This window comes from Micrococcus sp. 140720015-1 (assembly GCF_053627595.1).
In genome coordinates this window covers 1-23,826 of sequence record NZ_JBSEYC010000002.1, presented here as the reverse complement: position 1 = coordinate 23,826, position 23,826 = coordinate 1, and the positions used below count along the sequence as shown (strand labels likewise).

Genomic DNA, 23,826 nt, shown 5'->3' with positions numbered 1-23,826 from the left:
GTCACCCCGCCGCGATCTCCGCGACGACGGCGCCCGTCACCTGCACGAGGTCGGCGGGGGCGATCTCCACATCCAGGCCGCGTTGCCCGCCGGAGACGTACATGAGCTCCGCGTCGAGAGCGGAGGAGTCCAGGACGACGGGGTGGGGCCGGCGCTGGCCCAGGGGCGAGACGCCGCCCCGCACGTAGCCGGTCCGGCGTTCGACGACGGCCAGATCGGCCAGGGCGAGCCGCTTCACGCCCAGCACCGCGGCGGCGGCCCGCAGGTCCAGCTGACCGGACACGGGCACCACGCACGCGGCGAGCGCGCCGTCGGGGTCCGCCACCATCAGCGTCTTGAACAGTCGGTCGGCGGGCACGCTGAGCGCCCGGGCGACCTGGACTCCGAACCGCTCGCCGCCGGCGTCGAGGGCCACGTCGAAGGTATGCAGCCGGTACGGGACCCCGGCGGCCTCGAGGGCGGCGACGGCCGGCGTGGCCGCCCCGTGCCGGGCGCCGCGATCCTTCTTGCGCTGGCCCACGGCGGACTCAGGCGATCCCGACCTGCTCGCGCACGTTGCGCTTGATGCGGCCGAGCATGGCGGACATGCCGCGCAGCCGCAGGGGGGTGAGGGCCTGGGCCAGACCGAGGCGGGTGGGGATGTCCTCGGGCACGTCCAGGACCTCGAGGGCGCTCAGCCCGTCCAGGCCCTGGGTGAGCACGGAGGCGAAGCCGCGCGTGGTGGGCGCCTCCGGGGGAGCGGTGATGAAGAGGCGGACCGGGGCCTGTGGGCCGGGCTCGCCCTCGAGCTCGACGGCCAGGAACAGCGGGGTCTGACACTCCACGACCTGTTCCATCTCGGCCTCGTGGCCGTCGTAGCGCTCCGGCAGCACCGGCAGCTCGTCCGAGAACTCCAGCAGCAGCTCGAGCTTCTCGGGATCGGGCACCCCGGCGAAGTCGTCGATGATCTCGGCCAGGGCGGCGGGCACGGCGTGGTTCTCGGTCATGGTGTCCCAGTCTAGTGATCCACGCCGTGCCGAGGGCTCAGCGCGCGGGGGCCTCGCCCGGCTCTTCGCCGACGGCGATCGGCAGGCGCACGGCGTTGCCCCACTCGGTCCAGGAGCCGTCGTAGTTGCGGACGTCCTCGTGGCCGAGCAGGTACTTGAGCACGAACCACGTGTGGGAGGACCGCTCGCCGATGCGGCAGTAGGCGATCACGTCGTCGCCCTCCTGCAGCCCGGCGTCGGTGCGATAGACCTGCTCCAGCTCGGCGCGGGACTTGAAGGTGCCGTCCTCGTTGGCCGCGGACGCCCACGGCACGGACGCCGCCGTGGGGATGTGGCCGCCGCGCAGGGTGCCCTCCTGCGGGTAGCCGGCCATGTGCGTGGTCTCGCCCGTGTACTCGGGACGGGAGCGGACGTCGATCAGCGGGGTGGTCCCGATGGCCTTGAGGACGTCCTCGCGGGCGGCGCGCTCGGTGTGGTCGTCGCGCTCGATCACCGGGTACTCGGCGCGGGCCACGGTCGGGACCTCGCGGGTGGTCTCGCGTCCCTCCGCGATCCACTTGTCGCGGCCGCCGTCCATCAGGCGCAGGTCCTCATGGCCGTAGAGGGTGAACACCCACAGGGCGTAGGCGGCCCACCAGTTGGACTTGTCGCCGTAGAACACCACGGTGGTGTCCCGGGAGATCCCCTTGGAGGCGGCGAACTCGGCGAAGGCCTCGGGGCCGACGAAGTCGCGGCTGACGGGGTCGTTGAGCTCGGTGTGCCAGTCGACGCGCTGGGCGCCGGGGATGTGGCCGGTGGAGTAGAGGAGAGCGTCCTCGTTGGACTCGAGGACCACGACGTCCTCGTCGCCGACATGGTCGGCGACCCACTGCGTGGACACCAGCTTCTCGGGGTGGGCGTACTCGGAGAACTTCGCGGCGGTATCGGTCATGGCACTGCCTTCCTTCGCGTCGGGCGGGCCCGCACGGGCCCGGGGCGGGCGGCACGACGACGGCGGGTTCCGTGTCCGTGCCCTGCGCGCCAGATTACGGCACGTCGGTGTCACGTAAGAGGGTAGGGGCCCCTCAGTCCAGGACACGCGAGGTCACATGGGTCGGGTCCGCGGCCCGATAGCATGGGCCGGAATCCCCGTCGTCGACCCTGGGAGTGTCCCGTGGCTCAGATCGTCCACCTCGCCGACCGTTCGCCGCAGGTCACCCCGGACCAGCTGCTGGCCGGCTTCCACCCCTCGTACCGCTTCGGCACGGTGTCCTTCGACACCTACATCCCGGACCCCGCGCACCCCTCGCAGGCACAGGCCGTGGAGCGGCTGCGCCGGTTCGCGGCAGACCTCGGCCGGGGCGGCACGGGCGGCGGGTTCCTCGGCGGCCTGTTCGGCGGGAAGAAGCGGGCGGCGGGGCCGGCCGGGATCTACCTCGACGGCGGCTTCGGCGTCGGCAAGACCCACCTGCTGGCCTCGACGTGGCACGCGGCCCCCGGGCCCAAGGCGTTCGGCACGTTCGTGGAGTACACCAACCTCGTGGGCGCCCTGTCCTTCCGCAAGGCGGTGGACGAGCTCAAGGAGTACACCCTCGTGTGCATCGACGAGTTCGAGCTCGACGACCCGGGGGACACCGTGCTGATGTCCCGCCTCATGCGCGAGCTGGCCGACGCCGGCGTGCGCCTGGTGGCGACCTCCAACACCCTGCCGGGCTCGCTCGGCGAGGGGCGCTTCGCGGCGCAGGACTTCAAGCGCGAGATCCAGGTCCTGGCCGACCAGTTCGAGGTCATCCGCGTGGACGGCGAGGACTACCGCCACCGCGGCCTCTCTGCCGCCCCGTCGCCGCTGGACGACGCCGCCGTCGAGGCCACCGCCCAGGAGAACTTCCCCGACGCGGGCGTGCTCGCCGTGGACGACTTCGCGGACCTCACCGCGATGCTCTCCCGCGTGCATCCCTCCCGCTACCGCGAGCTCGTCAAGGACGTGGACGTGCTCGCCCTCCACGACGTGCACACCATCACGGAGCAGGCCACGGCCCTGCGCTTCGTGGTGTTCGCGGACCGCCTGTACGACAAGGACGTGCCCGTCCTCGCCTCCGGCGTGCCCTTCGACGCCCTGTTCACGCAGGAGATGATGCACGGCGGGTACATGAAGAAGTACTTCCGCACGGTCTCCCGCATGACCGCCCTGGTCCGGGAGGGGCAGACGGGCGTGGCCGAGCACAAGTGAGCCACCGCCCCTGACCGGCACGGCGACGGCGCGCACCGAGGCGGGTGCGCGCCGTCGCCGGCCTACGCTCATGCCGCGGTGTCCTGCCGGAGCTCCGCCAGCGCGCGGCGCAGCGGTGCGGCCACCGGGTTGGCCAGGCGACCGGCGTAGAGCAGCGAGCCCGACGGGTCCGTCAGGTCCACCATCTGCGTGGCGTTCCGCAGCTGCAGCCGGTTCAGGCACGAGTGCGCGAAGTCCTCCGCGTCCAGGCCGAGGCGCTCCACATCCGCGACCCCCAGGGCCGTGTACTCGGCGAGGACCCGCCCCACCACGGCGTAGAACTCCTCCGCCGGCAGCAGGGCGTCCGCGTCCATCACGTCGGCCAGATGGCGCAGCACGCCGTCCAGCATGTCCGTGAAGAAGGAGAGGGAGAGGTCCTCGTCGGTCAGGTCGATGCGGATGCGCCGGGTCTGCTCCGTGAGCGGGACGCCGTCCGCGCCGACCACCACCTCCTCCCCGATGTCCTTGAGGAAGGCGCCGGTGACCCGTCCCTCACGCAGGCGGAGCACGATGTTCTCCCCGTGGGGCATGAACACGGTCGAGTAGGCGGCGGCCAGATGCACCAGCGGGGTCACGTAGGCCGTGACCACCCCGTGCAGCCACTGCGCCGCCGTCAGCCCCGAGCGCTCGACGAGTGCCCCCGCCACGGAGCGGCCCTCGCCGTCCCGGTGCAGCAGCGCCGCCATGGTCATGACCCGCTCGCCCTCCGCCAGGCGCGGCAGCGGACTCTCCCGCCACAGGGCGGCGAGCATCTTCGTGCGAGGACCCTTCGAGCCCACGGCATGGAAGGCGTCCCCGGTGTACCCGGCCGAGGCGTACTCCCGCAGCACCCCGAAGCCCCACCCCGTGAGCAGGGGGTCGGAGTCCACGAGGTCGGCCACCACCGCGTTGATCGCCGGGGTGACGGACATGTACGCGGGGGAGAGGCCACGCACGAACCCCATGTTCTGCACGGACAACGCCGTCTTCAGCTGCGGGGCGTGCGGGTCGCTGGCGTTGAACAGGGTGCGCACCGCCTGCATGGCCGTGAACGCGTCCGGGTCCTCGCCCACGTGCACCAGCCGCCCCGCGGCGAGGTCGGGGGCGAACGCCACCTGGATCCGGTGCTCCCACTGCCACGGGTGCACCGGGATCAGCGTGTACGCCTCCGGATCCACGTCGAGGGCCACCGCCCGCTCCGCCCACAGGCCCGCCACCGCCTCGGTGATCGGCGCGGGCAGCGCCGGCACGGCGGCGCCCGCGCTCGCGGTCTCGGGCCAGGTCCACCGTCCCCCGAGCTCGGAGGGGAACGCGAGCCACACCGGGTGCAGCGCCTGCCCGCCCTCGGGAGCGAACATCGCGTACTCCGCGGCCCCCCAGCCGATGCGCCCGTTGGTGGCCACGAAGCCCGGGTGCCCCTCGCTCATGGCGGCCTCCACCGCCGTGTAGTCCGCGTCCACCAGGTCGGTGGCGGACGGGCGCTCGCCGGCCAGCGTGTGGCACCGGGCGGCGAAGGTGGAGGCGAGCTCCTCGAGGTAGACGTCCAGCGCCTCGCCGGCCAGCCCGAGCACCTCGGCCGCATCGAGGACGAAGCGGTCGACGGCCACCGCGTCCGGATCCCCGGCACGGCGCACCGAGTCCGGATCCACGCCGAGGTGCTCGAGCGGGAGGGCACGCGCGGTGAACGTCCACCGCACCCCGCCCAGGGTGAGCGTGTAGGCGTGGCGGCCGGCGTCGTCGACCTGCTCGCCGCGCACCGGCGCCAGGAGCCGCTCATGGGTGAACTCGCGGATCGCCTTGGCGACGAGCAGCCGGTGGGCGCGCCGGGCGGTCGGCGCCGTCAGCGCGTCCAGGCGGGACGGGGAGGACGGGGGGACGGTGGTCATGCGGACACCTTCCTGTCGGGGGTGAGGAGGAACGGGGGTTCGGGGAGGGTGAGGTCCAGTCCGGCGGCGAGGGCGCCGATCCGGCTGGCGGCGAAGGACTCGGGCGTGGCGATCGAGAGCATCGCCGTCTTGGAGCCCAGCGCCACGGGCCCGAGCTCGGTGAACCCGGCGGCCAGGTTCTTCGCCCGGATGGCGGCGTTGCGCTCGTCGGGCTCGACGACGACGCGCCGCGCCCCCGGCTGGGCCAGGCACCAGCGCACCACCGCGGCCATCACCAGGTCCGTGGTCCCGGGCACCGGGGTGTCCGTCGGGGCGACGAGCACGTGCAGGCCGACGTCGCCGGGCGCACCCGCATACCGTCCGGCCAGCTCCGAGTGGGCCGGGTCGTAGACCTCCACCAGGAAGGTCGCGGTCCCGTCCACGAGCCCCACATGCGCGTGGTGGTGCGGGTCCGCGGCGATCGCCTCGTACTCGGCCACGACGTCGGCCAGGCCCGCCTCCGTCATCTCCCAGTACACGGCGTGCGGGGACGTCACCCACCGGTGCAGCAGCGGGTGGTCCTGTGCGCCCACGGGACGGAGCTCCACACGACGGGCCGCGCTCGCGGCCGCGCCGTCCACGGTGGTCTGCGGCGGCGTCACGGCGGTCACCGGACGCCCGCCGCGACGGCACCGAAGTCCTGGAACGCGATCGACTCGGCCTGCGCGTAGACCTGGCGGCCGGCGATCGTGCTGAGGATGCGGCCGCTGTGCTCCGCCGCCATGCCCAGGTCCGGGCCGGTGAGACCCAGGGGCTGTTCGGCGGTGTTGTGCACGAAGATCCGGCGGCCGCTCACGTCGATCGCGTGGTCCGCGTTCGCCGTCGTCCGACCGTCCTCCACGCGCAGCAGGTGCCGCACCGGCTCCAGGAACGGATGGTCCGGGTGGCGGTAGCCCGTGCCCGCGACGACGCGGTCCACCACGTGCCGCGCGGTCACCCCGGTCTCCTCGTCGCGCAGGGTGACCTCCACCCGGGGCGCGCCCTGGCCCGCGACCAGGCGGGCGTCCGCCACCGACGTGCCCGGCCACAGCCGGGCCGGGTCCAGCGGACCCACCTGGCGCTCGTACAGCGCGTGGTAGACGTCCTCGATCGTGTACTCGCTGATCCCCTTGTACAGGGACCGGTGGGACGCGTTGATCTCGTCCCGCCGAGCCCGGGGCAGAGTGGCGAAGTGCCGCTCATAGTCCAGCGAGGTCAGCTCGAGCGTCAGCTGGCCGACCTCCATGCCGAAGAACCGGGGTGAGCGCGTGACCCACGTGAGGTCCGGGTGGCCCGCGTTCAGCAGGTCCAGGGCGCACTCCGCCGCCGACTGGCCGCTGCCCACCACCAGGACCGACCCGGCCCCGGCGATGTCCTCGCGCCGGCCCATGTACTCGCCCGTGTGCACCACGGGGGACGCGCCGACCCGGACCGACTCCTCCGCGACGCGTGCCAGCGGCACGGGCAGGGACGGCACCGTGCCCGTGCCCACCACCACGTGGTCGGCCCGGTGCGTGCTGGTCCCGGCCGCGGACGCCGCCTCCACCACGAACTCGTCCGCCTGCTCGTCCCACCGCACCGCCGTCACCGTGGTCCCGTAGGCGATGCCGGGCAGCTGGGCCGCCACCCACGCGCAGTAGTCCGAGAACTCCCGCCGCAGCGGGTACCAGGAACCCCGGATGTAGAAGCGGTGAAGCCGGCCCATCGCCTTGAGATACGCCAGGAACGAGTACGGGGAGGTCGGGTCCGCGAACGTCACCAGGTCCGCGAGGAACGGCACCTGGATCTGCGCGCCCGGCAACATCATGCCCGGGTGCCACACGAACGCGTCGCGGCTCTCCACCACCTCCACCTCGACGTCGGGCAGCGGGTGGGCCAGCGCGGCCAGGCTCAGGTTGAACGGGCCCAGCCCGATCGCGAGCACGCGGCGGGGGGACGTGGACGCCGGGCTCATGCGCACACCTGCTCGCCGTGCTCGTCCACGCGCGCCGCGGACGGACGTGCTCCCGCCGACGAGGGAAGCGTGCAGGACACGGAGGCCGACGGGACATGCGGACGGGTCCGCGCCACCCGGCGCCTCCGATGACGGCCGGCCCGCACCGCGTCGACGTGCCGCAGCGCCGCCTCCTCCACGACGTCGACCAGCGCCTCCAGCTCGCCCGAGGTGACCGCGGGGTTCAGGATCGTGAACTTCAGATGGGGCACCCCGTCCACCACCGTCGTCGCGATCAGCGCGCGCCCGCCGGCCACGAGCTCCCGGTGCGTCGCCGCCTGCACCGCCGTGCACTCCTCCTCCGACAGTCCCTCGGCCCGTACCCGGAACAGCACCGTCACCAGCGTCGGATCCTCCAGCACCGCGAACGTCGGCCGGGCCCGCAGGATCCCGCACGCGCGCCGCGTGCGCTCGCGCGCCCCCGCGAACAGGGACGCCACCGCCTCGGCCCCATGCTCCCGCAGCGTCAGCCACAGCTTGAGCGAGTCGAACCGGCGGCTCGTCTGCAGCGACCGATCCGCCAGGTTCGGATGGACGCTGTCCTCTGGGTTCAGGTAGTCCGCGTGCACCGTCACATGGCGCAGGCTCTCGGCGTCCCGCACCACCAGCGCGCTGCAGGCCAGCCCCACGTAGAACGTCTTGTGGAAGTCCATCGTCACCGAGTCCGCACGGTGCAGTCCCGGCACCTCGTGGCGCGTCGCCGCGCTCACGGCGAGGATCCCACCCACGGCCGCGTCCGCATGGACCCACATCCCGTGGCGTTCGGCGGCGTCGGCGATGGCCGGCAGCGGGTCGATGGCGCCGCGGTCGGTGGTCCCCAGCGTCGCGACGACGGCCATCGGCACGGCACCGGCGGCCACCTCACGCTCGACCGCCGCGGCCAGGGCCCCGGGGTCCAGGCGCCCGGCGGCGTCGGTGGGGACGACGACCACGGCGTGGCGGCCCAGTCCGAGCAGGCCGGCTGCCTTGGCGATGCTGTAGTGCGTGGCGGCGCTGACGAAGACGCGCAGCGAGCCGAGCGCCTTGGCGGGCAGGTCGGCGAGCCCGGCGTGGCCGGTGAGACGCTGCACGGCGCGGCCGCGGGCCAGCGTCATGGCCTGCAGGTTGGAGGCCGACCCTCCGGAGGTGAAGACGCCGTCGCCGGCGGGGAACCCGCACCAGCGTCCGACCTCGGCCAGGAGCCGCTGCTCCATGAGCGCCGCGGAGCGGGCCTGGTCCCAGGACTCGACCGCCGTGTTGAGCGCCCCGAGCACGGTGTCCGCCGCGGTGCTGGAGAGCAGGACCGGGCAGTTGAGGTGAGCGGCGTAGCCCGGGTGGTGGTAGGCGGTGGTCTGGTGGGCGTAGAGCTCCGCGACCTCCGCGAGGGCGTCGTCCAGGCTGCCCGTCGGATGCGAGAAGTCGACGGCGTCGACGGCGTCGGCCAGGTGCATGGACGGGGTGTCGGGGTGGACCCCCGCGCGGTCGTAGGCGGTGTCGACGGCCACCTGGGCCGCCCTGCCGGTGGCGTCGAGGTAGGCGGCGGGATCGCCGAGTCCGAACAGGCGAGGGGGCATGGGAGGGCCTTCCGTGAGGGGGTCGTCGGCTCCGGGCGGCGTGCGCCAGGACGTCCCGCACAGTAGGGAAGCCTTACCTAAGAAAGCAAATACGCAACGATCTTGTGACGTATTCAAAGAGAGTGCTGCTGGGTCGGTCAGACCCACCTACGAGGACCGGATGACGAGCTCCGCCGTCCTCATCCCGCCTGCCGGGGTGGGCGCTCGTGATGCCCGACCCGCCGCGCAGGGTCGCACGCCGCGCGGGGGCCGGATGGACGTCGTCCTGGAGGTGCCCGGCCGTGACCACGCGTGGGCGCGCGGCGAGCAATCGCTCGCGACGGCGGCGCGGCGGGTGATCGTCCGCCGCGGCATCGCACCGAAGCGCGCGATCATGTTCAGCGGCTACTGGCGGGTGGACGGCCCGCGGCTCTGATCCCGTCCGACGGTCGGCGTCCGGGCTCCGCGCGCGAGGCCGACCACACGCCCCGGAACGACGAAGGGCCCCTCCGTCAGGAGGGGCCCTTCGTGTGTGGAGCGGATGACGAGATTCGAACTCGCGACCTCCACCTTGGCAAGGTGGCGCTCTAGCCAACTGAGCTACATCCGCCTGAGTCGATCCTCGCGGATCGTCTCCGTGCGCGATACTGGGTTCGAACCAGTGACCTCTTCCGTGTCAGGGAAGCGCGCTACCGCTGCGCCAATCGCGCTCGTCCACCTCCGAGGAGGTGGTGAACATGCCGCCACTCCCGGTCGGAGAAGCCTGCGAGGTCGGGACGGGATTCGAACCCGCGTATACGGCTTTGCAGGCCGCTGCCTCGCCTCTCGGCCACCCGACCAGGGGTGAAGGTTGAGCGAGCGGATGACGAGATTCGAACTCGCGACCTCCACCTTGGCAAGGTGGCGCTCTAGCCAACTGAGCTACATCCGCGTGTCGGTGCCGCCGGGATCCGCTCGTTTGAGCCGCTCACCTGCGTTTTCCAACGAGAAAGAACTCTAGGCCATCTCCGCCCGGATGCAAAATCGGCGTCCGCTGGCGTGTCGGGCCACCCCGTCGGGGGTCCGCGGACCCTGCCAGAATGGCTGACCATGACCCAGCCACGCCTCGCGCATCAGACCCCCCACGGACGCATGTACGCGCGCTCCCTCTCGGGCCTGCCCGAGGTCCCGTCCATCACCACCGTGATCGGCATGGAGAAGACGGACCTGGACGGCTGGGTCGGGTGGATGGCGGCCCAGTCCGTGACCCAGGATCCGCGCCTGACGGAATCCGTGGGCTCCGCGGCGCGCCTGAAGCAGGTGGCCCGGCAGTCCGCCGACGCCGCCGCCCGCTACCGGGACGCCGCGGCCGAGCGCGGGGACCGCGTGCACGACTACGCCGAGCAGGTCGCCCAGCGCGCCCTCGGCCGCCCCCACACCATGGCGGAGGCCCGGGCCCGGCTGATCGAGCACGGCGAGGGCGCCTACGCGGACCGCTTCGACGAGTGGTGGGACCTCTACGACGTCCGGCCGATCGCGGCCGAGATCACCGTCTGGAACCACACGGTGGGCTACGCGGGCACGCTGGACCTTGTCGCCCGGATCGGCGGCCGGCTGTGCCTGATCGACTACAAGACGAAGGGCACGGGGCGGGACGGACGGGTCAAGGCGCTCGACCCCAAGGTGGTCATGCAGCTGACCGCCGGCCTGAAGGCGGAGGAGTCCCTCGTGGATCCCGAGGCCGGCACCTGGGAGGAGTGGCGGCACGGCCAGGCCGAGATGCTGCTCGGCGTCGCCCTGGGGGAGACCGAGGTCGCCGTGCACCAGGCCAACCCGGGCGTGCTGCCCCGCCACTGGCACAAGTTCTGGGCCCTGCGCCAGGTCTGGAAGCACGCGCAGGCCGTGGACGACGCCGGCCCCGCGCTCCGCGTCATCGGCCCGCCTCCGCCGTCGGTCCCGGCGTCGGCGGCCACCGGCCTGCAGGCCGTGCGCGCCGCGGCGTTCGGCGGCGGCTCCCACGCCGCTCCGGACGTGGTGCCCGACGGTTCGTCGTCGCGCCCGGCGTCCGCCGCCGAGGGCGGCGATAGGGTGACGGCGTGACCGTCCTGCCCGTCCGCACCGTCCCCGACCCCGTCCTGCGCACCGCCGCGTCGCCCGTGCCCGCGGGTGCGGACGTGCGCGCCCTCGTGGCGGACATGATCGAGACGATGCACGCCGTCGGGGGTGTGGGCCTGGCCGCGCCCCAGGTGGGCGTGGGTCTGCGCGTCTTCGTGTTCGACGTCGCCGGCGTCGCCGGGCATGTGGTCAATCCCGTGCTCGAGACCGCCGGGCAGGCGCTGCGGGAGCCGGGCGAGGGGTGTCTGTCCGTGCCCGGGCTGCGCTACCACCCGGCGCGCGCCGCCGAGGCCGTCGTCCGCGGCACCGACGTGGACGGGAACCCGGTGGAGCACCGGGGGACCGGACTGCTCGCCCGCTGTCTCCAGCACGAGACCGACCACCTCGACGGGATCCTCTACGTCGACCGCCTCGACGGCGAGGAACGCCGGGAGGCCCGCCGCCGCATGCGCGCCGGTGAGGTGGACCGCGCCGCTCGCCGCATCGGGGCCGCGCGCGCCGCCGCCGTCAGTTCGGTCTTCGGCGCCCCCGCCGCCGGAACAGGAGCCGCCCGATGACCGTCCCGACACCCCTGCGCGTGCTCTACGCCGGCACGCCCGAGACCGCCGTGCCCGTGCTGCGCGCCCTGCTCGACTCGCCCCACGAGGTCGTCGGCGTGCTCACCCGGCCGGACGCCCCGGTCGGGCGCCGGCGGGTGCTGACCCCGTCGCCGGTCGCGGTCGTGGCCGAGGAGGCCGGCCTGACCGTGCTCAAGGCCGACCGACTCCGCGGACCCGGGGGCGCCGATGTCCTCCAGGCGATCCGCGCGTTCGAGGCGGACGTGGCCGTCGTCGTCGCCTACGGGGCGCTCGTGCCCGCCGAGGCCCTGCAGATCCCGCGCCACGGCTGGCTCAACCTGCACTTCTCCGCGCTGCCGGCCTACCGCGGCGCCGCCCCCGTCCAGCGCGCCGTGATGGCCGGGGAGACCGAGATCGCCGCCGACGTGTTCCAGCTCGAAGAGGGCCTGGACACCGGGCCCGTCTTCGCCCGGCTCACCCGCCCCGTCGCGGCCGACGAGACCGCCGGGGCCGTGCTCACCGACCTCGCCGAGCGCGGCGGCCCGCTCGTGATCGACGTGCTCGACCGCCTGGCGGCCGGCACCGCGACGGCCACGCCCCAGCGCGGAGAACCCACCCACGCGCCGAAGCTCACGGCCGCAGACGGCCTGGTGGACCCCGCCCGCCCGGCGGCCGAGGTGGCCGCCCGGATCAACGGCGTCACCCCGGAGCCCGGCGCCTGGGGCTGGCTGACCGCCGCCGACGGCGCCGCCCCGGCCCGCTTCAAGCTCGACGGCGTCGCCCCGGTCCGCGCCGGTGACGACGGCTGGCCCTCCGCCCTCGACGCCGCGGCTCCCGGGCAGATCCTGATGGCCGCGAAGGCCGCCTGGCTGCGCACCGCCGGCGGGGCCGTCCGGCTCTCCCGCGTCCAGCCGGCGGGCAGGAAGCTGATGCCGGCCGCCGACTGGGCGCGCGGCGCCGCCGCCGGGGCCGCGCTGCTGGCCGGGGAGGCGCTCGCCCACCACGAAGAACAGGCCCGCCAGGAGGCCGCCGCCCGGGCGGCGGCACGCGAGGCCGCGCGGAACGCCGCGGCACAGGACGAGGAGGCACGCGCATGAGCCGCGAAGGACAGGCAGGACAGGGCCGGGGAGAGCGAGGGGCCCGCGGGGAAGGCGGCCGCGCACCCCGGCCGGACGCCCAGGACCGCCGCGACGCGCAGGGGCGCACCCGCAACCGGGGTCGCTCGGGCGCGGGACGGAAGTACTCGGCGCAGGCGCCGTCCCAGCGCTCCCGCACCGCCGACCCGGCGCGCCGCGTCGCGTTCGGGGTGGTCCGCTCCGTTCACGCCGAGGACGCGTACGCGAACCTGGTCCTCCCGGCGCGCATCCGCCAGGCCCGCCTCGACCGGCGCGACGCCGGCTTCGCCACCGAACTCGCCTACGGCACCCTGCGCGGGCTCGGCCTGTACGACGCGATCCTGGCCCGCTGCGTGGACCGCCCGCTCGAGAGGATCGACCCGCCCGTGCTCGACGCCCTGCGGCTCGGCGCCCACCAGCTGCTGGGCATGCGCGTGCCCGCCCACGCCGCCCTCGACGCCACCGTCTCCCTCGTGCGCGCCGAGATCGGGGCCGGCGCCTCCGGGTTCGTGAACGCGGTGCTGCGTCGGGTCGCCGAACGCCCCCTCGAGGAGTGGCTGGCCGACGTCGCCCCCGCCGACGGCGGCGACGCCGCCCTGGCCGTCCGCACCTCGCACCCGGTGTGGATCGTCCGCGCGCTGCGCCAGGCCCTGGCCGCCCACCGCGGCACCCGCCACACCGCCGACCGCGACGCCGAGCTGGCCGCCCTGCTCGAGGCGGACAACGCCCCGCCCGTGGTCAACCTCGTCGCCCTGCCCGTGGCTGGCGGGGCCGAGGCACTCGCCGCGGCCCTCGACGACGGCGCCGAGCCCGGGCCGCTGGCCCCGGACTCCGCCCTGCACTCCGGCGGCGACGCCGGCCGCCTGCCCGGGGTGCGCGAGGGCGTGCTCCGCGTCCAGGACGCCGGCTCCCAGCTCACCGCCCGCGCCCTGGCCCAGGCGCCCGTTCCCGCGGCCGAGGGTCGCGCCGAGCGCTGGCTCGACCTGTGCGCCGGCCCCGGCGGCAAGGCGGCCCTGCTGGCCGCCCTCGCCGCCGAGCGGGGGGCGACGCTCGTGGCCAACGAGGTCGCCCCGCACCGCGCCGACCTCGTCCGGCAGGCACTCGCCGCCGTGCCCGCCGGCGCCTGGACCGTCCGGGCCGGGGACGGCCGCACGCTCGCCGACGCCCCCGAGGCAGCCCCGGCGTTCGACCGCGTCCTCGTGGACGCCCCCTGCACCGGCCTCGGTGCGCTGCGCCGTCGTCCCGAATCGCGCTGGCGCCGCACCCCGGCCGACCTCGCCGAGCTCACCGGCCTGCAGGCCGAGCTGCTCGACGCGGCGGTCGCCGTCCTGGCCCCCGGCGGCGTGCTCGCCTACGCCACCTGCTCCCCGCACGTCGCGGAGACCGTCGTCCAGGTCCAGGACCTCATGCGCCGCCACCCCGAGCTGGAGCTGCTCGACGCCCGCACCGCCCTCGACGCCGTCGCGCTCGACGACCTGCGTCTGGACGAGGCAGAACCCGCCGGCGCGCCGGAGCCGGAAGACGTGGTCGCCCGCACGGCCCAGCTCTGGCCGCACCGGCACGGCACCGACGCCATGTTCCTGGCCCTGCTGCGCGCCCCCGGCGCCTGACCGAGAGGACCCGACCATGACCGCCCGCGCCCCGCGCCTGCACCCCTCGATCCTGTCCGCGGACTTCGCCCGCCTCGCCGACGAGCTGGCCCGCATCCCCAGCGCGGACGCGGTGCACGTGGACGTCATGGACAACCACTTCGTCCCGAACCTCACTCTCGGCCTGCCCGTGGTCGAGGCGATCCGCCGCGCCACGGACCTGCCGCTGGACATCCACCTGATGATCGAGGACGCCGACCGCTGGGCGCCGGGCTACGCGGAGGCGGGGGCCGAGTCCGTGACCTTCCACGCGGAGGCCTCGGCGGCGCCCGTCCGGCTGGCCCGGGAGCTGCGCGCCGCCGGAGCGAAGGCCGGCATGGCGCTGCGGCCGGCGACCGCGGTCGAGCCCTACCTGGACATGCTCCCGGAGCTGGACATGCTCCTGCTGATGACCGTGGAGCCCGGCTTCGGGGGGCAGGCGTTCCTCGACGTCGTGCTGCCGAAGATCCGTCGGGCCCGCCGCGCCCTCGACGGCGGGCCCACCCCGCTGGCCCTCCAGGTCGACGGCGGCGTGAACCGCGAGACCATCGAACGCGCGGCCGAGGCCGGGGCCGACGTGTTCGTGGCCGGCTCCGCGGTGTTCGGCGCCGAGGACCCCGACGCCGCGCTCGTCGGCCTGCGCACCGCCGCCGCCCGCGCCTGCCACTGACCCCGGAGACGCGGTCGCCCGCCCGCCGCGCCGTACGTCGCCCGGTGACGTCCGGCATGCGCGGCCGGCCGGGCGTGCGATACTGCAGGACAGCAACGTGCTCCGAGATGCGGTGGAAGTCCGCACCGGCGGTGACAGCCCGCTAACCGCACGGCCCGTCCTCATCCGAGGCGGCGCCGGGCGGCCTGACCGGTGGAATTCCGGTGCCGACCGTACAGTCGGGATGGGAGAGGCACGCGGCGGAGCCGTTCCGCGCCCTGCGCGGGAGGGCTGCGGAGCGCACCCCTCGGAGTCCCGATCCGAGGAGGTGGCGTCACGGTCATGGACTGGCTGGTGGACGCGTTCAACTGGACCATCCCGGTCGCCGGCGGCGGCCTGCTCATGCGCGAGGTGCTGGGCAACGTCTTCGGCCTCGCCTCCGCCCTGGGCGGCATGGCGCGCAGGGTCTGGGCCTGGCCCGTGGGCATCCTCGGCAACCTCATCCTGCTGACGGTCTTCCTCGCCTCCCTGTTCACGGGGGCCGATCACGCCACCCTGCTCGGGCAGGCCGGCCGACAGGTCATGTTCATCGCCGTCTCCGTCTACGGCTGGGCGCGCTGGCGTCAGGCCCGCCGGGGCCACGCCGAGGACGCTCCCGCCATCACCCCGGAGTGGGCCGGCTGGCGCGGGCGCGTGTTCCTCGTGACGGCCATGGCGGTCGGCACCGTCGCCCTCACCCCCGTGTTCCGCGCGCTGGGTTCGTGGGAGCCGGTGTGGGCGGACGCCTGGACGTTCGTGGGATCGCTGCTGGCGACCTACGGCATGGCGCGCGGCTGGGTGGAGTTCTGGCTGATCTGGGTGGCCGTGGACGTCGTCGGCGTGCCCCTGCTGTGGAGCACCGGCTACTACGCCTCGGCCGTGATGTACGCCTTCTACGGCGCCTTCACCCTGATCGGCTTCTTCGTGTGGCTGCGCGCCACAGACCGGGACAAGCCCGCCGTGGAGACGCTGCTGCCCGACGGCCCCGAGGGGGACGTCGCCCGATGAGCGCCGCCGAGACCCCGTCCGCCGACCCCATGGACCTCGCCGTCCGCGCCGCGCTGCGCGGCGTGCGCGGCGCCAACCCCCTCGTCGGGGCCGTCCTGACCGACGAGGCCGGCCGCGTCCTGGCCGTCGGCCACCACCGCGGACGGGGGACCGCCCACGCCGAGGTCGACGCCCTGACCCGCTGGCGGGCCGCCCGCTCCACGGATCCGGCCCTGGCCGCCCTCGACCCCGCCGGCCTGACGCTGCACGTCACCCTCGAGCCCTGCGACCACACCGGCAGCACCGGCCCCTGCTCGCAGGCCGTCCTGGACGCGGGGATCGGCGCACTGCGCTACGCCGTCGCGGACCCCACCGGCCACGACGGCGGCGGCGCGGCCCGCCTCGCCGCGCACGGGGTGCACGTCACCAGCCCCACCGGCGAGGCGGCCGCACTCGCGCTCACCGCCCGCTGGCGCGAGGTCCGCGACGCAGGCCGTCCGTGGGTGACCGGACACCTCGCCCAGTCCCTCGACGGCCACGCCGCGGCCGCCGACGGCACGAGCCAGTGGATCACCGGCCCGGACTCCCGCGTCCACGCCCACGAGGTGCGCTCCCGCGTCGACGCCATCGTCGTCGGCACGGGGACCGTGCTGGCCGACGACCCCCGCCTCACCGCCCGTGACGCCGCCGGCGCCGAACTCGCGCACCAGCCCGTGCCCGTCGTCCAGGGTCACCGGCCCGTGCCCGACGGCGCCGCCCTGCGCGCGCACCCGGTCCTGCTGCACGTGCCGGACCACGACCCGCACGCCGTCCTCGCCGCGCTCGCCGCCCATCCCGGGCCCTGGCCCCACGGCCGCCGTGCCGAGCACGTGCTCATCGAGGGCGGGCCCCGTGTGCTCGGCGCGTGGCTGCGCGCCGGCCTCGTGGACGAGCTGATGGTCTACACCGCGCCCCTGCTGCTCGGCCCGGGCCGCGCCGCCGTCGCCGGCCTGGACATCGCCACGCTGTCCGGGGCACTGCGCTGGCACCCTGACCCCGCGGAGGGTGGCCCCGTCCGTGCCCTCGGGGACGACGTCTGGACCCACCTGAGCCCCGTGCCGGCCCCGCGCCTGCCCACCGCCCCCGCCCCGACCCGCTTCCAGGAGGACTGAGTGTTCACCGGCATCGTCACCCATCTCGGCACCGTCGTCGCCCTCGAGCACGACACGGCCGCCGACACCGCCCTGCTGACCCTCGACGCCGGCGGCGCCCTCGACGGGCTGCCCGCCGGCGGCTCGCTCGCCGTCGACGGCGTGTGCCTCACGGCCCTCGACGAGCCCACGGAGCGCCCCGGTGTGTTCCGTGCCGACCTCATGGGCCAGACGCTGCGGATGACCAGCCTCGGCGACCGCGCCCCGGGGGACCGGGTCAACCTCGAGCGCTGTCTGCGCCCCACCGACCACCTGGACGGGCACGTGGTCCAGGGCCACGTGGACGGGACCGGCGAGGTCCTCGCGGTCACCCCACACGGGGCCTGGACCACCCTGCGCATCGGCCTGCCCGCCCGCCTGGCGCGCTATGTCCCCGCGCAGGGGGCCATCGCCCTGCAGGGCGTCTCCCTCACCGTCACCGCCGTCTCCGACCCGGGCGCGGCCGCGCACTGGTTCGAGGTCGGCATCATCCCGGCCACGCTCGAGGCCACCACCCTGGGCGCCCTGCGGCCGGGCGACCGCGTCAACCTCGAGACCGATGTGCTCGCCCGGTACGCCGAGCGTCTCGCGCTCATCCCGTCCGCCCCCGCCGCACCCACCGAGGAGGCCCGTCCGTGAGCGAGCACATCCGTCTGGACCCCGTCCCCGCGGCGATCGCCGCGATCGCCGCCGGCCGGCCCGTCGTCGTCGTGGACGACGCCGACCGCGAGAACGAGGGCGACCTGATCTACGCCGCCGCCCTGGCCACCGACGAGGTCACCGCCTTCACCGTCCGCCACACCTCGGGCGTCATCTGCGCGCCCCTGCCGGCCGGCCTGGCCGACCGTCTGGCCCTGCCGCCCATGACCACCGTCAACGAGGACCCCAAGGGCACCGCCTACACCGTGAGCGTGGACGCCGCCGCCGGCGTCACCACCGGCATCTCCGCCGCCGACCGCACCCGCACCCTCCGCGTGCTCGCCGACCCCGGTGCCGCCCCCGGTGACCTGACCCGGCCCGGTCACGTGTTCCCCCTGCGCGCCGTCCCCGGCGGCGTCCGGGCCCGCCGCGGCCACACCGAGGCCGGCGTCGAGCTGTGCCGCCTGGCCGGCGTCGCGCCCGTGGCCGCCATCGCCGAGCTCGTCCACGACGACGGCACCATGATGCGCCTGCCCGCCCTGCGGGAGTTCTCCGACGAGCACGGCCTCGTGCTGATCTCCATCGAGGACCTCGTGGCCCACCTGGAAGAGACGACGCCGGCCCTGACCGCCGTCCCCGCCGAGGCCACCCTGCCGACCCGGCACGGCCTGTTCCGCGTGAGCGTGCACGTGGACGCCGAGACCGGGGCCGAGCACCTGCTGCTCGTGGCGGGGGAGACCGACCCGGAGCGGCCCCTCACCGTCCGCGTGCACTCGGAGTGCCTCACCGGCGACGTGCTCGGCTCCCTGCGCTGCGACTGCGGCCCCCAGCTCGAGGACGCCCTGGCCCGCGCGGCGGCCGAGGGCGGCGCCGTCCTCTACCTCCGGGGCCACGAAGGACGCGGCATCGGCCTGGCCAACAAGATCCGCGCCTACCGGCTCCAGGAGGAGGGGATGGACACCGTCGAGGCCAACCTCGCCCTCGGTCTGCCCGCCGAGGCGCGCGACTGGGCCGGGGCTGCCGCCGTCCTCACGGCCGCCGGCCATCGGCGCATCCGCCTGGTCACCAACAACCCCGCGAAGGTCGCGGGGCTGCGGGCGGCCGGCATCGACGTCGTCGAGCGTGTCCCGGCCCCCACGCCCGTCACCGAGCACAACGTCGTCTACCTGCGCACCAAGCGGGACCGCATGGCCCACGCCCTGGCGGACCGCGTGCTCGAACCGCCGACGGCCACCGGCGGCCCCGCCACGCCGGCCGATGACCCGACCACCGACCCGACCCACCCCACCCACCAGGAGGACACCCCATGAGCGGCGCCGGAGCCCCGACCTTCACCCCCGACCCCGCCGCTGGGACCGGCCTGAACGTGGCGATCGTCGCCGCCCAGTGGCACACCGAGATCATGGACGGGTTGATCGCCGGGGCGCAGGCCGCCGCGGCGGATTTGGGCCTGGAGCCCGTGCTCGTGCGCGTGCCCGGCACCGTCGAGCTCACCGTCGCCGCGGCGCGGCTGGCGGAGCGCTTCGACGTCGTCGTGGTCCTCGGTGTCGTGGTGCGCGGGGACACCCCGCACTTCGACTACGTGTGCCAGTCCGTGACCCAGGGCGTGACGGAGGTCTCGGTGCGCACAGGCGTTCCCGTGGGCTTCGGCGTGCTCACCGTGGACACCGAGCAGCAGGCCCGCGACCGGGCGGGCCTGCCCGGATCCCGCGAGGACAAGGGCCGTGAGGCCCTCGAGGCGGCGGTGCTCACCGAGCTCGCCCTGCGCTCGGTCACGCCGCGGGACTGAGGATGGCCGGGCGGGGCGGCCTGGTGAGTCGGCTGCTCTTGATGGGGCCCTGTCCCAGGGGCCGGTGGGGGTGAGCGCCGGCCGGTCAGCCGTGCCCGTCCGGAACGCCGGCAGCCGCTCGCCGTCATGGATGGGGTCGGCCGGAGGGGGAGGGGACCCGACGGTCGAGGCGGAGACGCGAAGCCCCCGCCCTTCGTCTTGCTCGGGGCATCCACGGCCCGTCATCGATCGCCGGAGCGTGGCCGCGTTCAAGCAGTCCATGGCCTTGCGGCGAGCTGCAGACCGGCTGGCCGAGGTGGGGATCGTCGTCTCGGACTATCGAGATCACATCACTCCCAAGGATCAGACCGTCGCCGTCGAGGAGTTGCGCGAGACCGGGCTGTTGCTCACCCCCCTGGTGCTGGCCTGCTCCATCGTCCCCAAAGCGCGTCTGGCCTGCGACTGGCTGGGCCGCTAGGAGAAGGGCGAACCCGTCGCCACCGCCTACGCCGACCTGGCTGGCCTCATCTCCGAAAGGATCACCGCACGAACGAGAAGCAGTTCGAACCCGACCTGAGCCTGCGAGCACAGCGACGCAAGCCCACCCCGGCCCCCCAGACCCCGGCCCCCGGAGCGGTGATCCCCGCAGAACCGGCAACAGCCTCGGTCCCGGCCGGCGGGTACGCGCCCCTGGCCCGGCGTGGGGCGCCGACCGTGGCGCTGAACGTGCGGGTGCCCGAAGCGATCCGCGACGTGGTGCGTCGAAAGGCCGCAACGAACCCGGCAACGCCCGGCCAAGCAGCAGTCATCGAGGCCTTGGTCCGCGCGCACCTGATGCACTGACCGGTGCGACAGGTCGAGGGGTCTGAGCTGATCCTCCAGGCCATCGGAGACGCCTATCCCTTCCAGGGCTGAGGACCCCTGTGCGTCCTGGGTGCTGGCCCCGTGTTCCCTGCGCAACGTGGGCAGGCTGAAAGGCGTCTGCTACAAACCCTGCTGGGGCCGGTGTTGTGGCGCACTGATTGACGTCAGTCTTCGGCCGTCTGGCTGTGACTGTTGCAGGTATGTGGCGGCATTCTTGCTGAGATACGTGGCGGCAAGGACCGTCCATCCAGGAACGACACTGTTCGCAAGCTGGGGCCAGCAACGATCGCCAGGACGTCGGCATCGACAATGCCCGGAGATCTCTTTGTGGTGGTGGCCGCCGATCAGGAAGCGTGGTTAGAAACCGAAGGCCCCGCCGCTGACCAGGATGAAGAAACCCAGGCCGATCAGCACGATGGGGAACAGGATGTGTTCCCAGCGCTCCAGGACCTCAGCGATCGGTCTGCGGGTGGCGACGAACTTGGCCAGGCCCACCAGCACCGCGACCAGGGCCAGGAACACGATGCAGTAGGCAGCCACAGCCCCCGGGCCGACGCTGAGGAAGACCGGGGCGTAGACGCCGATGTTGTCCCCGCCGTTGGCGAAGGTCACCCCGGCCACGGTCCAGACGGCGACATTCTTGCCCTCGATCTTGGCGTCATCATCGTCTTCGCCTCTGCGCCACCCCTGCCAGGCCGCCCACACTCCCAGGCCCAGCGGGATGAGCCCGAAGTAGGGGATGACCCCCGGAGGCAAGAACGCGCCCGCGCCCAAGGACACGAGCACTGCCGCACCCAGGATGCCGGCGAAGCCGAGGTACTGGCCGACCAGGATTCGGACGGTGGTCCCACGCTGGCCCGCACCACGGCCGAAGAACAGGGATAGCACGATGAGGTCGTCGATGTTGGTAACCAGGAACAGACCGATCGCCTGGAGGGCTGAGGACAGGATCACGCGCCCACCCCCTTCTCGCAGCAGCCGGGCACGGAGCAGGCCGGGTCCAGGCACGGGGCACTCTCATCCACCGCGAGGGTGACCTCGACCAGAGCAGTCAGCGCCCGCGCCAGGTGTGCATCGGCGATCTCGTACCGGGTCTGGCGGCCCTCGGCAACGGCGACCGCGATCCCGCAGTCTCGCAAGCACGCCAGGTGGTTCGACACGTTCGACCGGGTCAGCCCCAAGTCCCGCGCCAGTTCGGCCGGGTATGCCGGCCGTTCCAGCAAGGTCATCAGGATCCGCGACCGGGTGGGGTCGGCCATCGCCCGGCCCAACCGGTTCATCACGTCAACACGAGAGGCAATAGTCAGCATTCACTGAACTATACAGTATGAGCTGAACTTACAGTGTCGCCTCGTAAAGCTATGCCCCAGCGGGGCGGCACAGAACGTCGTGCCGTCCCGCTGTTTGCTCATCGGCCGACGGAGAGCTCGATCAGTTGCGGGCTGCTGCAGCAGGCGTCGCCGGCTGGGGCTGGGGCGTCGCAGCTGCCACCGAGGTCGGTGGTGCATACGCCGGTCTCGGGTAGTTCGAGGTGGACTGCGTCGGCTGCTTTGCGGTCGCCGGCCAGGGCTGCTGCGATGGAGCGGACCTGTTCGTAGCCGGTGGCCATGAGGAAGGTGGGGGCGCGGCCGTAGCTCTTCATCCCCACGATGTAGAAGTTCGTCTCCGGGTGGGCGAGGACTCGCTCACCGTGAGGCTCGACGGATCCGCAGGAGTGGAACTCGGGATCGATCAGCGGCCCCAGCTGGGACGGTGCTTCGACGGCCGGGTCCAGGGCCAGGCGGAGTTCGGAGAGCATTCCGAGATCAGGGCGGAACCCGGTGGCGGGCACCAGCACATCGACGCTCACTTCTCGCTCCCCGTCCGGGGTCACAGCGTGGACGGTCAACGTGTCGTCGGCTCTGAAGCGAGTGATGGTGAAGGAGGTGAGGACCTCGATGCGTCCGGAGTCGACCAGCTGGCGCAGTCGCGAGCCGAGCGCTCCTCGGGCTGCGAGTTCGTCCTGGTCGCCGCCCCCGTAGACGCGGGTGAGGTCTGCGGTGCGAGCGGCCCAAATGATGGTGGTGTCGGCCTCCAGGCCCGCGAGGTCCAGCAGGGTATTGGCGGCTGAGTGGCCGGCACCGGTCACCATGACTCGCTTGCCGGCGAAGCGGTCACGGTCGCGGCCCTGCACGTCAGGCAGCGGCGCGGTGATGTGGCCCGCGGCGCGGGCCTGCTGCTCGCCGGGAGCAAGGAGCCCGGCCTGTCCGAGGGGGTTGGGCGTGGACCAGGTGCCGGAGGCGTCGATGACCGCGGAGGCGAGCACGTCTTCGCTGTGCCCGTCGGTGGTCTGGATCCGGACGAGGAAGGGGGTCTCCTCGCGGCGTGCGGTGCGGGTCTTGTCGATGCCGGCGCGGGAGACGGCGCTGACCCGCGCCCCGTAGCGGATCGACTCGGCGAGCTGGGGAAGCTGCGCGAGCGGTTCGAGGTAATGCTCGCGCAGTTCGTGACCGGTCGGGAGAACGTCGGCGTCGGGTGCGGTCCAGCCGGCAGCTTCGAGGAGACGCTGTGCGGCGGCGTCGAGGTTGTACTGCCACGGCGAGAAGAGCCGCGTGTGCCCCCACTCGGCGATCGCGGCTCCTGCCGCGGTCCCGGCCTCGAGGATCAGGAACGGCAGGCCGCGCTCAGAGAGGTGGGCAGCGGCGGCAAGGCCGATGGGGCCAGCGCCGATGACGACAATGGGATGTGAGTTCGTTGCGGTGGTCAAGATGATGAGTCTCCTTGCTGCGCGGCGGTCAGTTCGCGGTGCCGGTGAGGTCGGTCAGGAGCTTGCGGACGTGGGTGTCGATGTCGTCGCGGACCAAGCGCATCCGCTCCATCCCTTCGATGCCGCGCTGAGAGGGCTCATCGGTGTGCCAGGTCGTGACCGGCGCGGTCATGCCCTCGACGGGTTTGATGACGGCTTCGTCGCCGATGACGATCACGTGGTCGACGCTTCGCAGCAGCTCGGGGGTGACCGGCTGCGGGACGGCGGAGGACATGTCCGCGCCGACCTCGGCGATCGCCTCCGCGGACTGGGCGTTGATGGCGGTGCCCGGGCGGGTGCCGGCGGAATGCACGTCGACCTCATCCCCGGCGTGATGGCGCATGAGGGCGGCGGCCATCTGGGACTTGCCGCCGTTCTTCACGCAGACGAACAGGACTGAAGGGCGCTTCGTGGTCATCGGGAGGACATCCTTCTGTGGGGTCATCGGGTGGGGGCGGTGGTGTCGCCGGGGAACAGGCGCCGCCCCATAGCGAGGGCGACGTAGACGAGGGCGACGAGGACGGGGACTTCGATCAGCGGGCCGACGACGCCGGCGAGGGCCTGGCCGGAGGTGACTCCGAAGGTGCCGATGGCGACGGCGATGGCGAGCTCGAAGTTGTTGCCCGAGGCCGTGAACGCGACGGTCGTGGACTTCGCGTAGTCGAGGCCGATCGCGCGGCCGAGCAGGAAGGACCCCAGGAACATGACGACGAAGTAGACCAGCAGCGGCAGGGCGATGCGGGCCACGTCTCCCGGTGCGGAGATGATCGCGTCGCCCTGGAGGGCGAACAGCAGCACGATGGTGAACAGCAGCCCGTACAGCGCCCAGGGGCCGATCTTCGGGAGGAACCGCTCCTCGTACCAGGTCCGACCCTTGGCTCGCTCACCGA

Annotated in this window: 26 protein-coding genes, 4 tRNA genes and 1 riboswitch; of the genes, 14 read left to right on the top strand and 16 right to left on the bottom strand. The window is 73.7% G+C overall.

The genetic code is table 11. The annotated features are described in order from the left end of the window. Window position 1 precedes the first annotated feature (1 nt). Genes ACUXPL_RS03350 through ACUXPL_RS03340 form a run of 3 tightly spaced genes read right to left on the bottom strand, consistent with a single transcriptional unit; the run spans window position 2 to window position 1,917 of the window. On the bottom strand, window positions 2–520 hold the full coding sequence (locus tag ACUXPL_RS03350) for an aminoacyl-tRNA deacylase (protein WP_010078782.1): 519 nt from the start codon (window positions 518–520) through the stop codon (window positions 2–4). Between the two features lie 7 nt (window positions 521–527). Then, window positions 528–986: a SufE family protein gene (locus ACUXPL_RS03345; protein WP_454181942.1), complete on the bottom strand. Its 459-nt coding sequence runs from the start codon at window positions 984–986 to the stop codon at window positions 528–530. A 37-nt stretch (window positions 987–1,023) separates the two neighbouring features. Then, a complete protein-coding gene (locus tag ACUXPL_RS03340) occupies window positions 1,024–1,917 on the bottom strand; it encodes a sulfurtransferase (RefSeq protein WP_350745284.1) in 894 nt (297 codons plus the stop codon). Window positions 1,918–2,139: 222 nt separating this feature from the next. Here ACUXPL_RS03340 and zapE point away from each other — a divergent pair, with 222 nt between their 5' ends. Then, window positions 2,140–3,195, top strand: a complete 1,056-nt coding sequence (gene zapE / locus ACUXPL_RS03335; protein ID WP_454181940.1) for a cell division protein ZapE — start codon at window positions 2,140–2,142, stop codon at window positions 3,193–3,195. A gap of 68 nt (window positions 3,196–3,263) precedes the next feature. Here the strand turns inward: zapE and ACUXPL_RS03330 are convergent, their stop codons facing one another. Genes ACUXPL_RS03330 through ACUXPL_RS03315 form a run of 4 tightly spaced genes read right to left on the bottom strand, consistent with a single transcriptional unit; the run spans window position 3,264 to window position 8,663 of the window. After that, window positions 3,264–5,099, bottom strand: a complete 1,836-nt coding sequence (locus ACUXPL_RS03330; protein ID WP_454181938.1) for an IucA/IucC family protein — start codon at window positions 5,097–5,099, stop codon at window positions 3,264–3,266. Beyond that, window positions 5,096–5,740 carry a GNAT family N-acetyltransferase gene (locus ACUXPL_RS03325; protein WP_454181936.1) on the bottom strand — a complete coding sequence of 215 codons (645 nt, stop codon included), beginning with the start codon at window positions 5,738–5,740 and terminating at the stop codon, window positions 5,096–5,098. Before ACUXPL_RS03325 ends, ACUXPL_RS03330 begins: the two co-directional genes overlap by 4 nt. A gap of 5 nt (window positions 5,741–5,745) precedes the next feature. After that, complete coding sequence (locus ACUXPL_RS03320) at window positions 5,746–7,071, bottom strand: lysine N(6)-hydroxylase/L-ornithine N(5)-oxygenase family protein (protein WP_454181934.1); 1,326 nt, start codon at window positions 7,069–7,071, stop codon at window positions 5,746–5,748. Continuing rightward, window positions 7,068–8,663, bottom strand: a complete 1,596-nt coding sequence (locus tag ACUXPL_RS03315; protein WP_454181932.1) for a pyridoxal phosphate-dependent decarboxylase family protein — start codon at window positions 8,661–8,663, stop codon at window positions 7,068–7,070. Before ACUXPL_RS03315 ends, ACUXPL_RS03320 begins: the two co-directional genes overlap by 4 nt. A gap of 160 nt (window positions 8,664–8,823) precedes the next feature. Between ACUXPL_RS03315 and ACUXPL_RS03310 the strand changes: the two genes are divergently transcribed. Further along, a complete protein-coding gene (locus ACUXPL_RS03310; RefSeq protein ID WP_454181930.1) occupies window positions 8,824–9,078 on the top strand; it encodes an SIP domain-containing protein in 255 nt (84 codons plus the stop codon). 97 nt (window positions 9,079–9,175) lie between these two features. On the opposite strand, the gene ACUXPL_RS03305 is transcribed toward ACUXPL_RS03310, so the two are convergent. From ACUXPL_RS03305 to ACUXPL_RS03290, 4 genes are all read right to left on the bottom strand, one after another. Continuing rightward, window positions 9,176–9,252: transfer RNA gene (locus ACUXPL_RS03305), tRNA-Gly, on the bottom strand. Between the two features lie 28 nt (window positions 9,253–9,280). Further along, window positions 9,281–9,352, bottom strand: a tRNA-Val gene (locus ACUXPL_RS03300). Window positions 9,353–9,410: 58 nt separating this feature from the next. Beyond that, a tRNA-Cys gene (locus ACUXPL_RS03295) sits at window positions 9,411–9,481 on the bottom strand. Between the two features lie 18 nt (window positions 9,482–9,499). After that, window positions 9,500–9,573, bottom strand: a tRNA-Gly gene (locus ACUXPL_RS03290). Window positions 9,574–9,731: 158 nt separating this feature from the next. Here ACUXPL_RS03290 and ACUXPL_RS03285 point away from each other — a divergent pair. The 12 genes from ACUXPL_RS03285 (at window position 9,732) to ACUXPL_RS03230 (ending at window position 20,130) form a co-directional block, all read left to right on the top strand. Then, entirely contained in the window at window positions 9,732–10,721 is a 990-nt protein-coding gene (locus ACUXPL_RS03285; protein WP_454181928.1) for a cytochrome, read from the top strand. Then, window positions 10,718–11,293, top strand: a complete 576-nt coding sequence (gene def / locus ACUXPL_RS03280; protein ID WP_454181926.1) for a peptide deformylase — start codon at window positions 10,718–10,720, stop codon at window positions 11,291–11,293. Before ACUXPL_RS03285 ends, def begins: the two co-directional genes overlap by 4 nt. Before the next feature lie 14 nt (window positions 11,294–11,307). Further along, window positions 11,308–12,390: a methionyl-tRNA formyltransferase gene (locus ACUXPL_RS03275; protein WP_454182416.1), complete on the top strand. Its 1,083-nt coding sequence runs from the start codon at window positions 11,308–11,310 to the stop codon at window positions 12,388–12,390. Beyond that, a complete protein-coding gene (locus ACUXPL_RS03270) occupies window positions 12,387–14,018 on the top strand; it encodes an RsmB/NOP family class I SAM-dependent RNA methyltransferase (protein WP_454181924.1) in 1,632 nt (543 codons plus the stop codon). Before ACUXPL_RS03275 ends, ACUXPL_RS03270 begins: the two co-directional genes overlap by 4 nt. A 16-nt stretch (window positions 14,019–14,034) precedes the next feature. After that, complete coding sequence (gene rpe / locus ACUXPL_RS03265; RefSeq protein ID WP_406891075.1) at window positions 14,035–14,706, top strand: ribulose-phosphate 3-epimerase; 672 nt, start codon at window positions 14,035–14,037, stop codon at window positions 14,704–14,706. 94 nt (window positions 14,707–14,800) lie between these two features. Then, window positions 14,801–14,945: riboswitch (FMN riboswitch) on the top strand. An 82-nt stretch (window positions 14,946–15,027) separates the two neighbouring features. Continuing rightward, window positions 15,028–15,732, top strand: a complete 705-nt coding sequence (gene pnuC / locus ACUXPL_RS03260; protein ID WP_004167571.1) for a nicotinamide riboside transporter PnuC — start codon at window positions 15,028–15,030, stop codon at window positions 15,730–15,732. Next, window positions 15,729–16,862: a bifunctional diaminohydroxyphosphoribosylaminopyrimidine deaminase/5-amino-6-(5-phosphoribosylamino)uracil reductase RibD gene (gene ribD, locus ACUXPL_RS03255; protein ID WP_454181922.1), complete on the top strand. Its 1,134-nt coding sequence runs from the start codon at window positions 15,729–15,731 to the stop codon at window positions 16,860–16,862. Before pnuC ends, ribD begins: the two co-directional genes overlap by 4 nt. Then, the gene (locus tag ACUXPL_RS03250; RefSeq protein WP_454181920.1) at window positions 16,863–17,519 is read left to right on the top strand and encodes a riboflavin synthase; all 657 of its coding nucleotides are present in this window, start codon (window positions 16,863–16,865) and stop codon (window positions 17,517–17,519) included. Next, on the top strand, window positions 17,516–18,829 hold the full coding sequence (locus ACUXPL_RS03245; protein WP_010078769.1) for a bifunctional 3,4-dihydroxy-2-butanone-4-phosphate synthase/GTP cyclohydrolase II: 1,314 nt from the start codon (window positions 17,516–17,518) through the stop codon (window positions 18,827–18,829). The genes ACUXPL_RS03250 and ACUXPL_RS03245 overlap by 4 nt, the downstream gene beginning before the upstream one ends. Beyond that, window positions 18,826–19,308 (top strand): 6,7-dimethyl-8-ribityllumazine synthase, encoded by a 483-nt coding sequence (gene ribH, locus ACUXPL_RS03240; protein WP_454181918.1) that lies wholly within the window; start codon window positions 18,826–18,828, stop codon window positions 19,306–19,308. The genes ACUXPL_RS03245 and ribH overlap by 4 nt, the downstream gene beginning before the upstream one ends. Before the next feature lie 238 nt (window positions 19,309–19,546). After that, window positions 19,547–19,765: a hypothetical protein gene (locus tag ACUXPL_RS03235; protein ID WP_454181916.1), complete on the top strand. Its 219-nt coding sequence runs from the start codon at window positions 19,547–19,549 to the stop codon at window positions 19,763–19,765. A 236-nt stretch (window positions 19,766–20,001) separates the two neighbouring features. Then, window positions 20,002–20,130 carry a hypothetical protein gene (locus ACUXPL_RS03230; RefSeq protein WP_260493016.1) on the top strand — a complete coding sequence of 43 codons (129 nt, stop codon included), beginning with the start codon at window positions 20,002–20,004 and terminating at the stop codon, window positions 20,128–20,130. 378 nt (window positions 20,131–20,508) lie between these two features. Here the strand turns inward: ACUXPL_RS03230 and ACUXPL_RS03225 are convergent, their stop codons facing one another. The 5 genes from ACUXPL_RS03225 to ACUXPL_RS03205 form a co-directional block, all read right to left on the bottom strand. Then, on the bottom strand, window positions 20,509–21,105 hold the full coding sequence (locus ACUXPL_RS03225) for a cadmium resistance transporter (RefSeq protein ID WP_002855767.1): 597 nt from the start codon (window positions 21,103–21,105) through the stop codon (window positions 20,509–20,511). Then, entirely contained in the window at window positions 21,102–21,461 is a 360-nt protein-coding gene (gene cmtR, locus ACUXPL_RS03220; protein ID WP_041102738.1) for a Cd(II)/Pb(II)-sensing metalloregulatory transcriptional regulator CmtR, read from the bottom strand. Before cmtR ends, ACUXPL_RS03225 begins: the two co-directional genes overlap by 4 nt. Before the next feature lie 98 nt (window positions 21,462–21,559). Next, window positions 21,560–22,897, bottom strand: coding sequence for an FAD-dependent oxidoreductase (locus tag ACUXPL_RS03215; RefSeq protein ID WP_454181914.1), 1,338 nt, complete (start codon window positions 22,895–22,897; stop codon window positions 21,560–21,562). Window positions 22,898–22,925: 28 nt separating this feature from the next. Beyond that, entirely contained in the window at window positions 22,926–23,354 is a 429-nt protein-coding gene (locus ACUXPL_RS03210) for an arsenate-mycothiol transferase ArsC (protein WP_002855764.1), read from the bottom strand. 23 nt (window positions 23,355–23,377) lie between these two features. Further along, a partial coding sequence (locus ACUXPL_RS03205) for an arsenic resistance protein (protein ID WP_454181912.1) occupies window positions 23,378–23,826 on the bottom strand: 449 nt, incomplete at its 5' end.

What these genes read in the sequence shown, in the direction of transcription:
- ACUXPL_RS03345 (WP_454181942.1), bottom strand. Translation starts at nt 986, where the DNA reads ATGACCGAGAACCACGCCGTGCCCGCCGCCCTGGCCGAGATCATCGAC.
- ACUXPL_RS03340 (WP_350745284.1), bottom strand. Translation starts at nt 1,917, where the DNA reads ATGACCGATACCGCCGCGAAGTTCTCCGAGTACGCCCACCCCGAGAAG.
- ACUXPL_RS03330 (WP_454181938.1), bottom strand. Translation starts at nt 5,099, where the DNA reads ATGACCACCGTCCCCCCGTCCTCCCCGTCCCGCCTGGACGCGCTGACG.
- ACUXPL_RS03320 (WP_454181934.1), bottom strand. Translation starts at nt 7,071, where the DNA reads ATGAGCCCGGCGTCCACGTCCCCCCGCCGCGTGCTCGCGATCGGGCTG.
- ACUXPL_RS03315 (WP_454181932.1), bottom strand. Translation starts at nt 8,663, where the DNA reads ATGCCCCCTCGCCTGTTCGGACTCGGCGATCCCGCCGCCTACCTCGAC.
- ACUXPL_RS03310 (WP_454181930.1), top strand. Translation starts at nt 8,824, where the DNA reads ATGACGAGCTCCGCCGTCCTCATCCCGCCTGCCGGGGTGGGCGCTCGT.
- ACUXPL_RS03285 (WP_454181928.1), top strand. Translation starts at nt 9,732, where the DNA reads ATGACCCAGCCACGCCTCGCGCATCAGACCCCCCACGGACGCATGTAC.
- ACUXPL_RS03270 (WP_454181924.1), top strand. Translation starts at nt 12,387, where the DNA reads ATGAGCCGCGAAGGACAGGCAGGACAGGGCCGGGGAGAGCGAGGGGCC.
- rpe (WP_406891075.1), top strand. Translation starts at nt 14,035, where the DNA reads ATGACCGCCCGCGCCCCGCGCCTGCACCCCTCGATCCTGTCCGCGGAC.
- pnuC (WP_004167571.1), top strand. Translation starts at nt 15,028, where the DNA reads ATGGACTGGCTGGTGGACGCGTTCAACTGGACCATCCCGGTCGCCGGC.
- ribD (WP_454181922.1), top strand. Translation starts at nt 15,729, where the DNA reads ATGAGCGCCGCCGAGACCCCGTCCGCCGACCCCATGGACCTCGCCGTC.
- ribH (WP_454181918.1), top strand. Translation starts at nt 18,826, where the DNA reads ATGAGCGGCGCCGGAGCCCCGACCTTCACCCCCGACCCCGCCGCTGGG.
- cmtR (WP_041102738.1), bottom strand. Translation starts at nt 21,461, where the DNA reads ATGCTGACTATTGCCTCTCGTGTTGACGTGATGAACCGGTTGGGCCGG.
- ACUXPL_RS03210 (WP_002855764.1), bottom strand. Translation starts at nt 23,354, where the DNA reads ATGACCACGAAGCGCCCTTCAGTCCTGTTCGTCTGCGTGAAGAACGGC.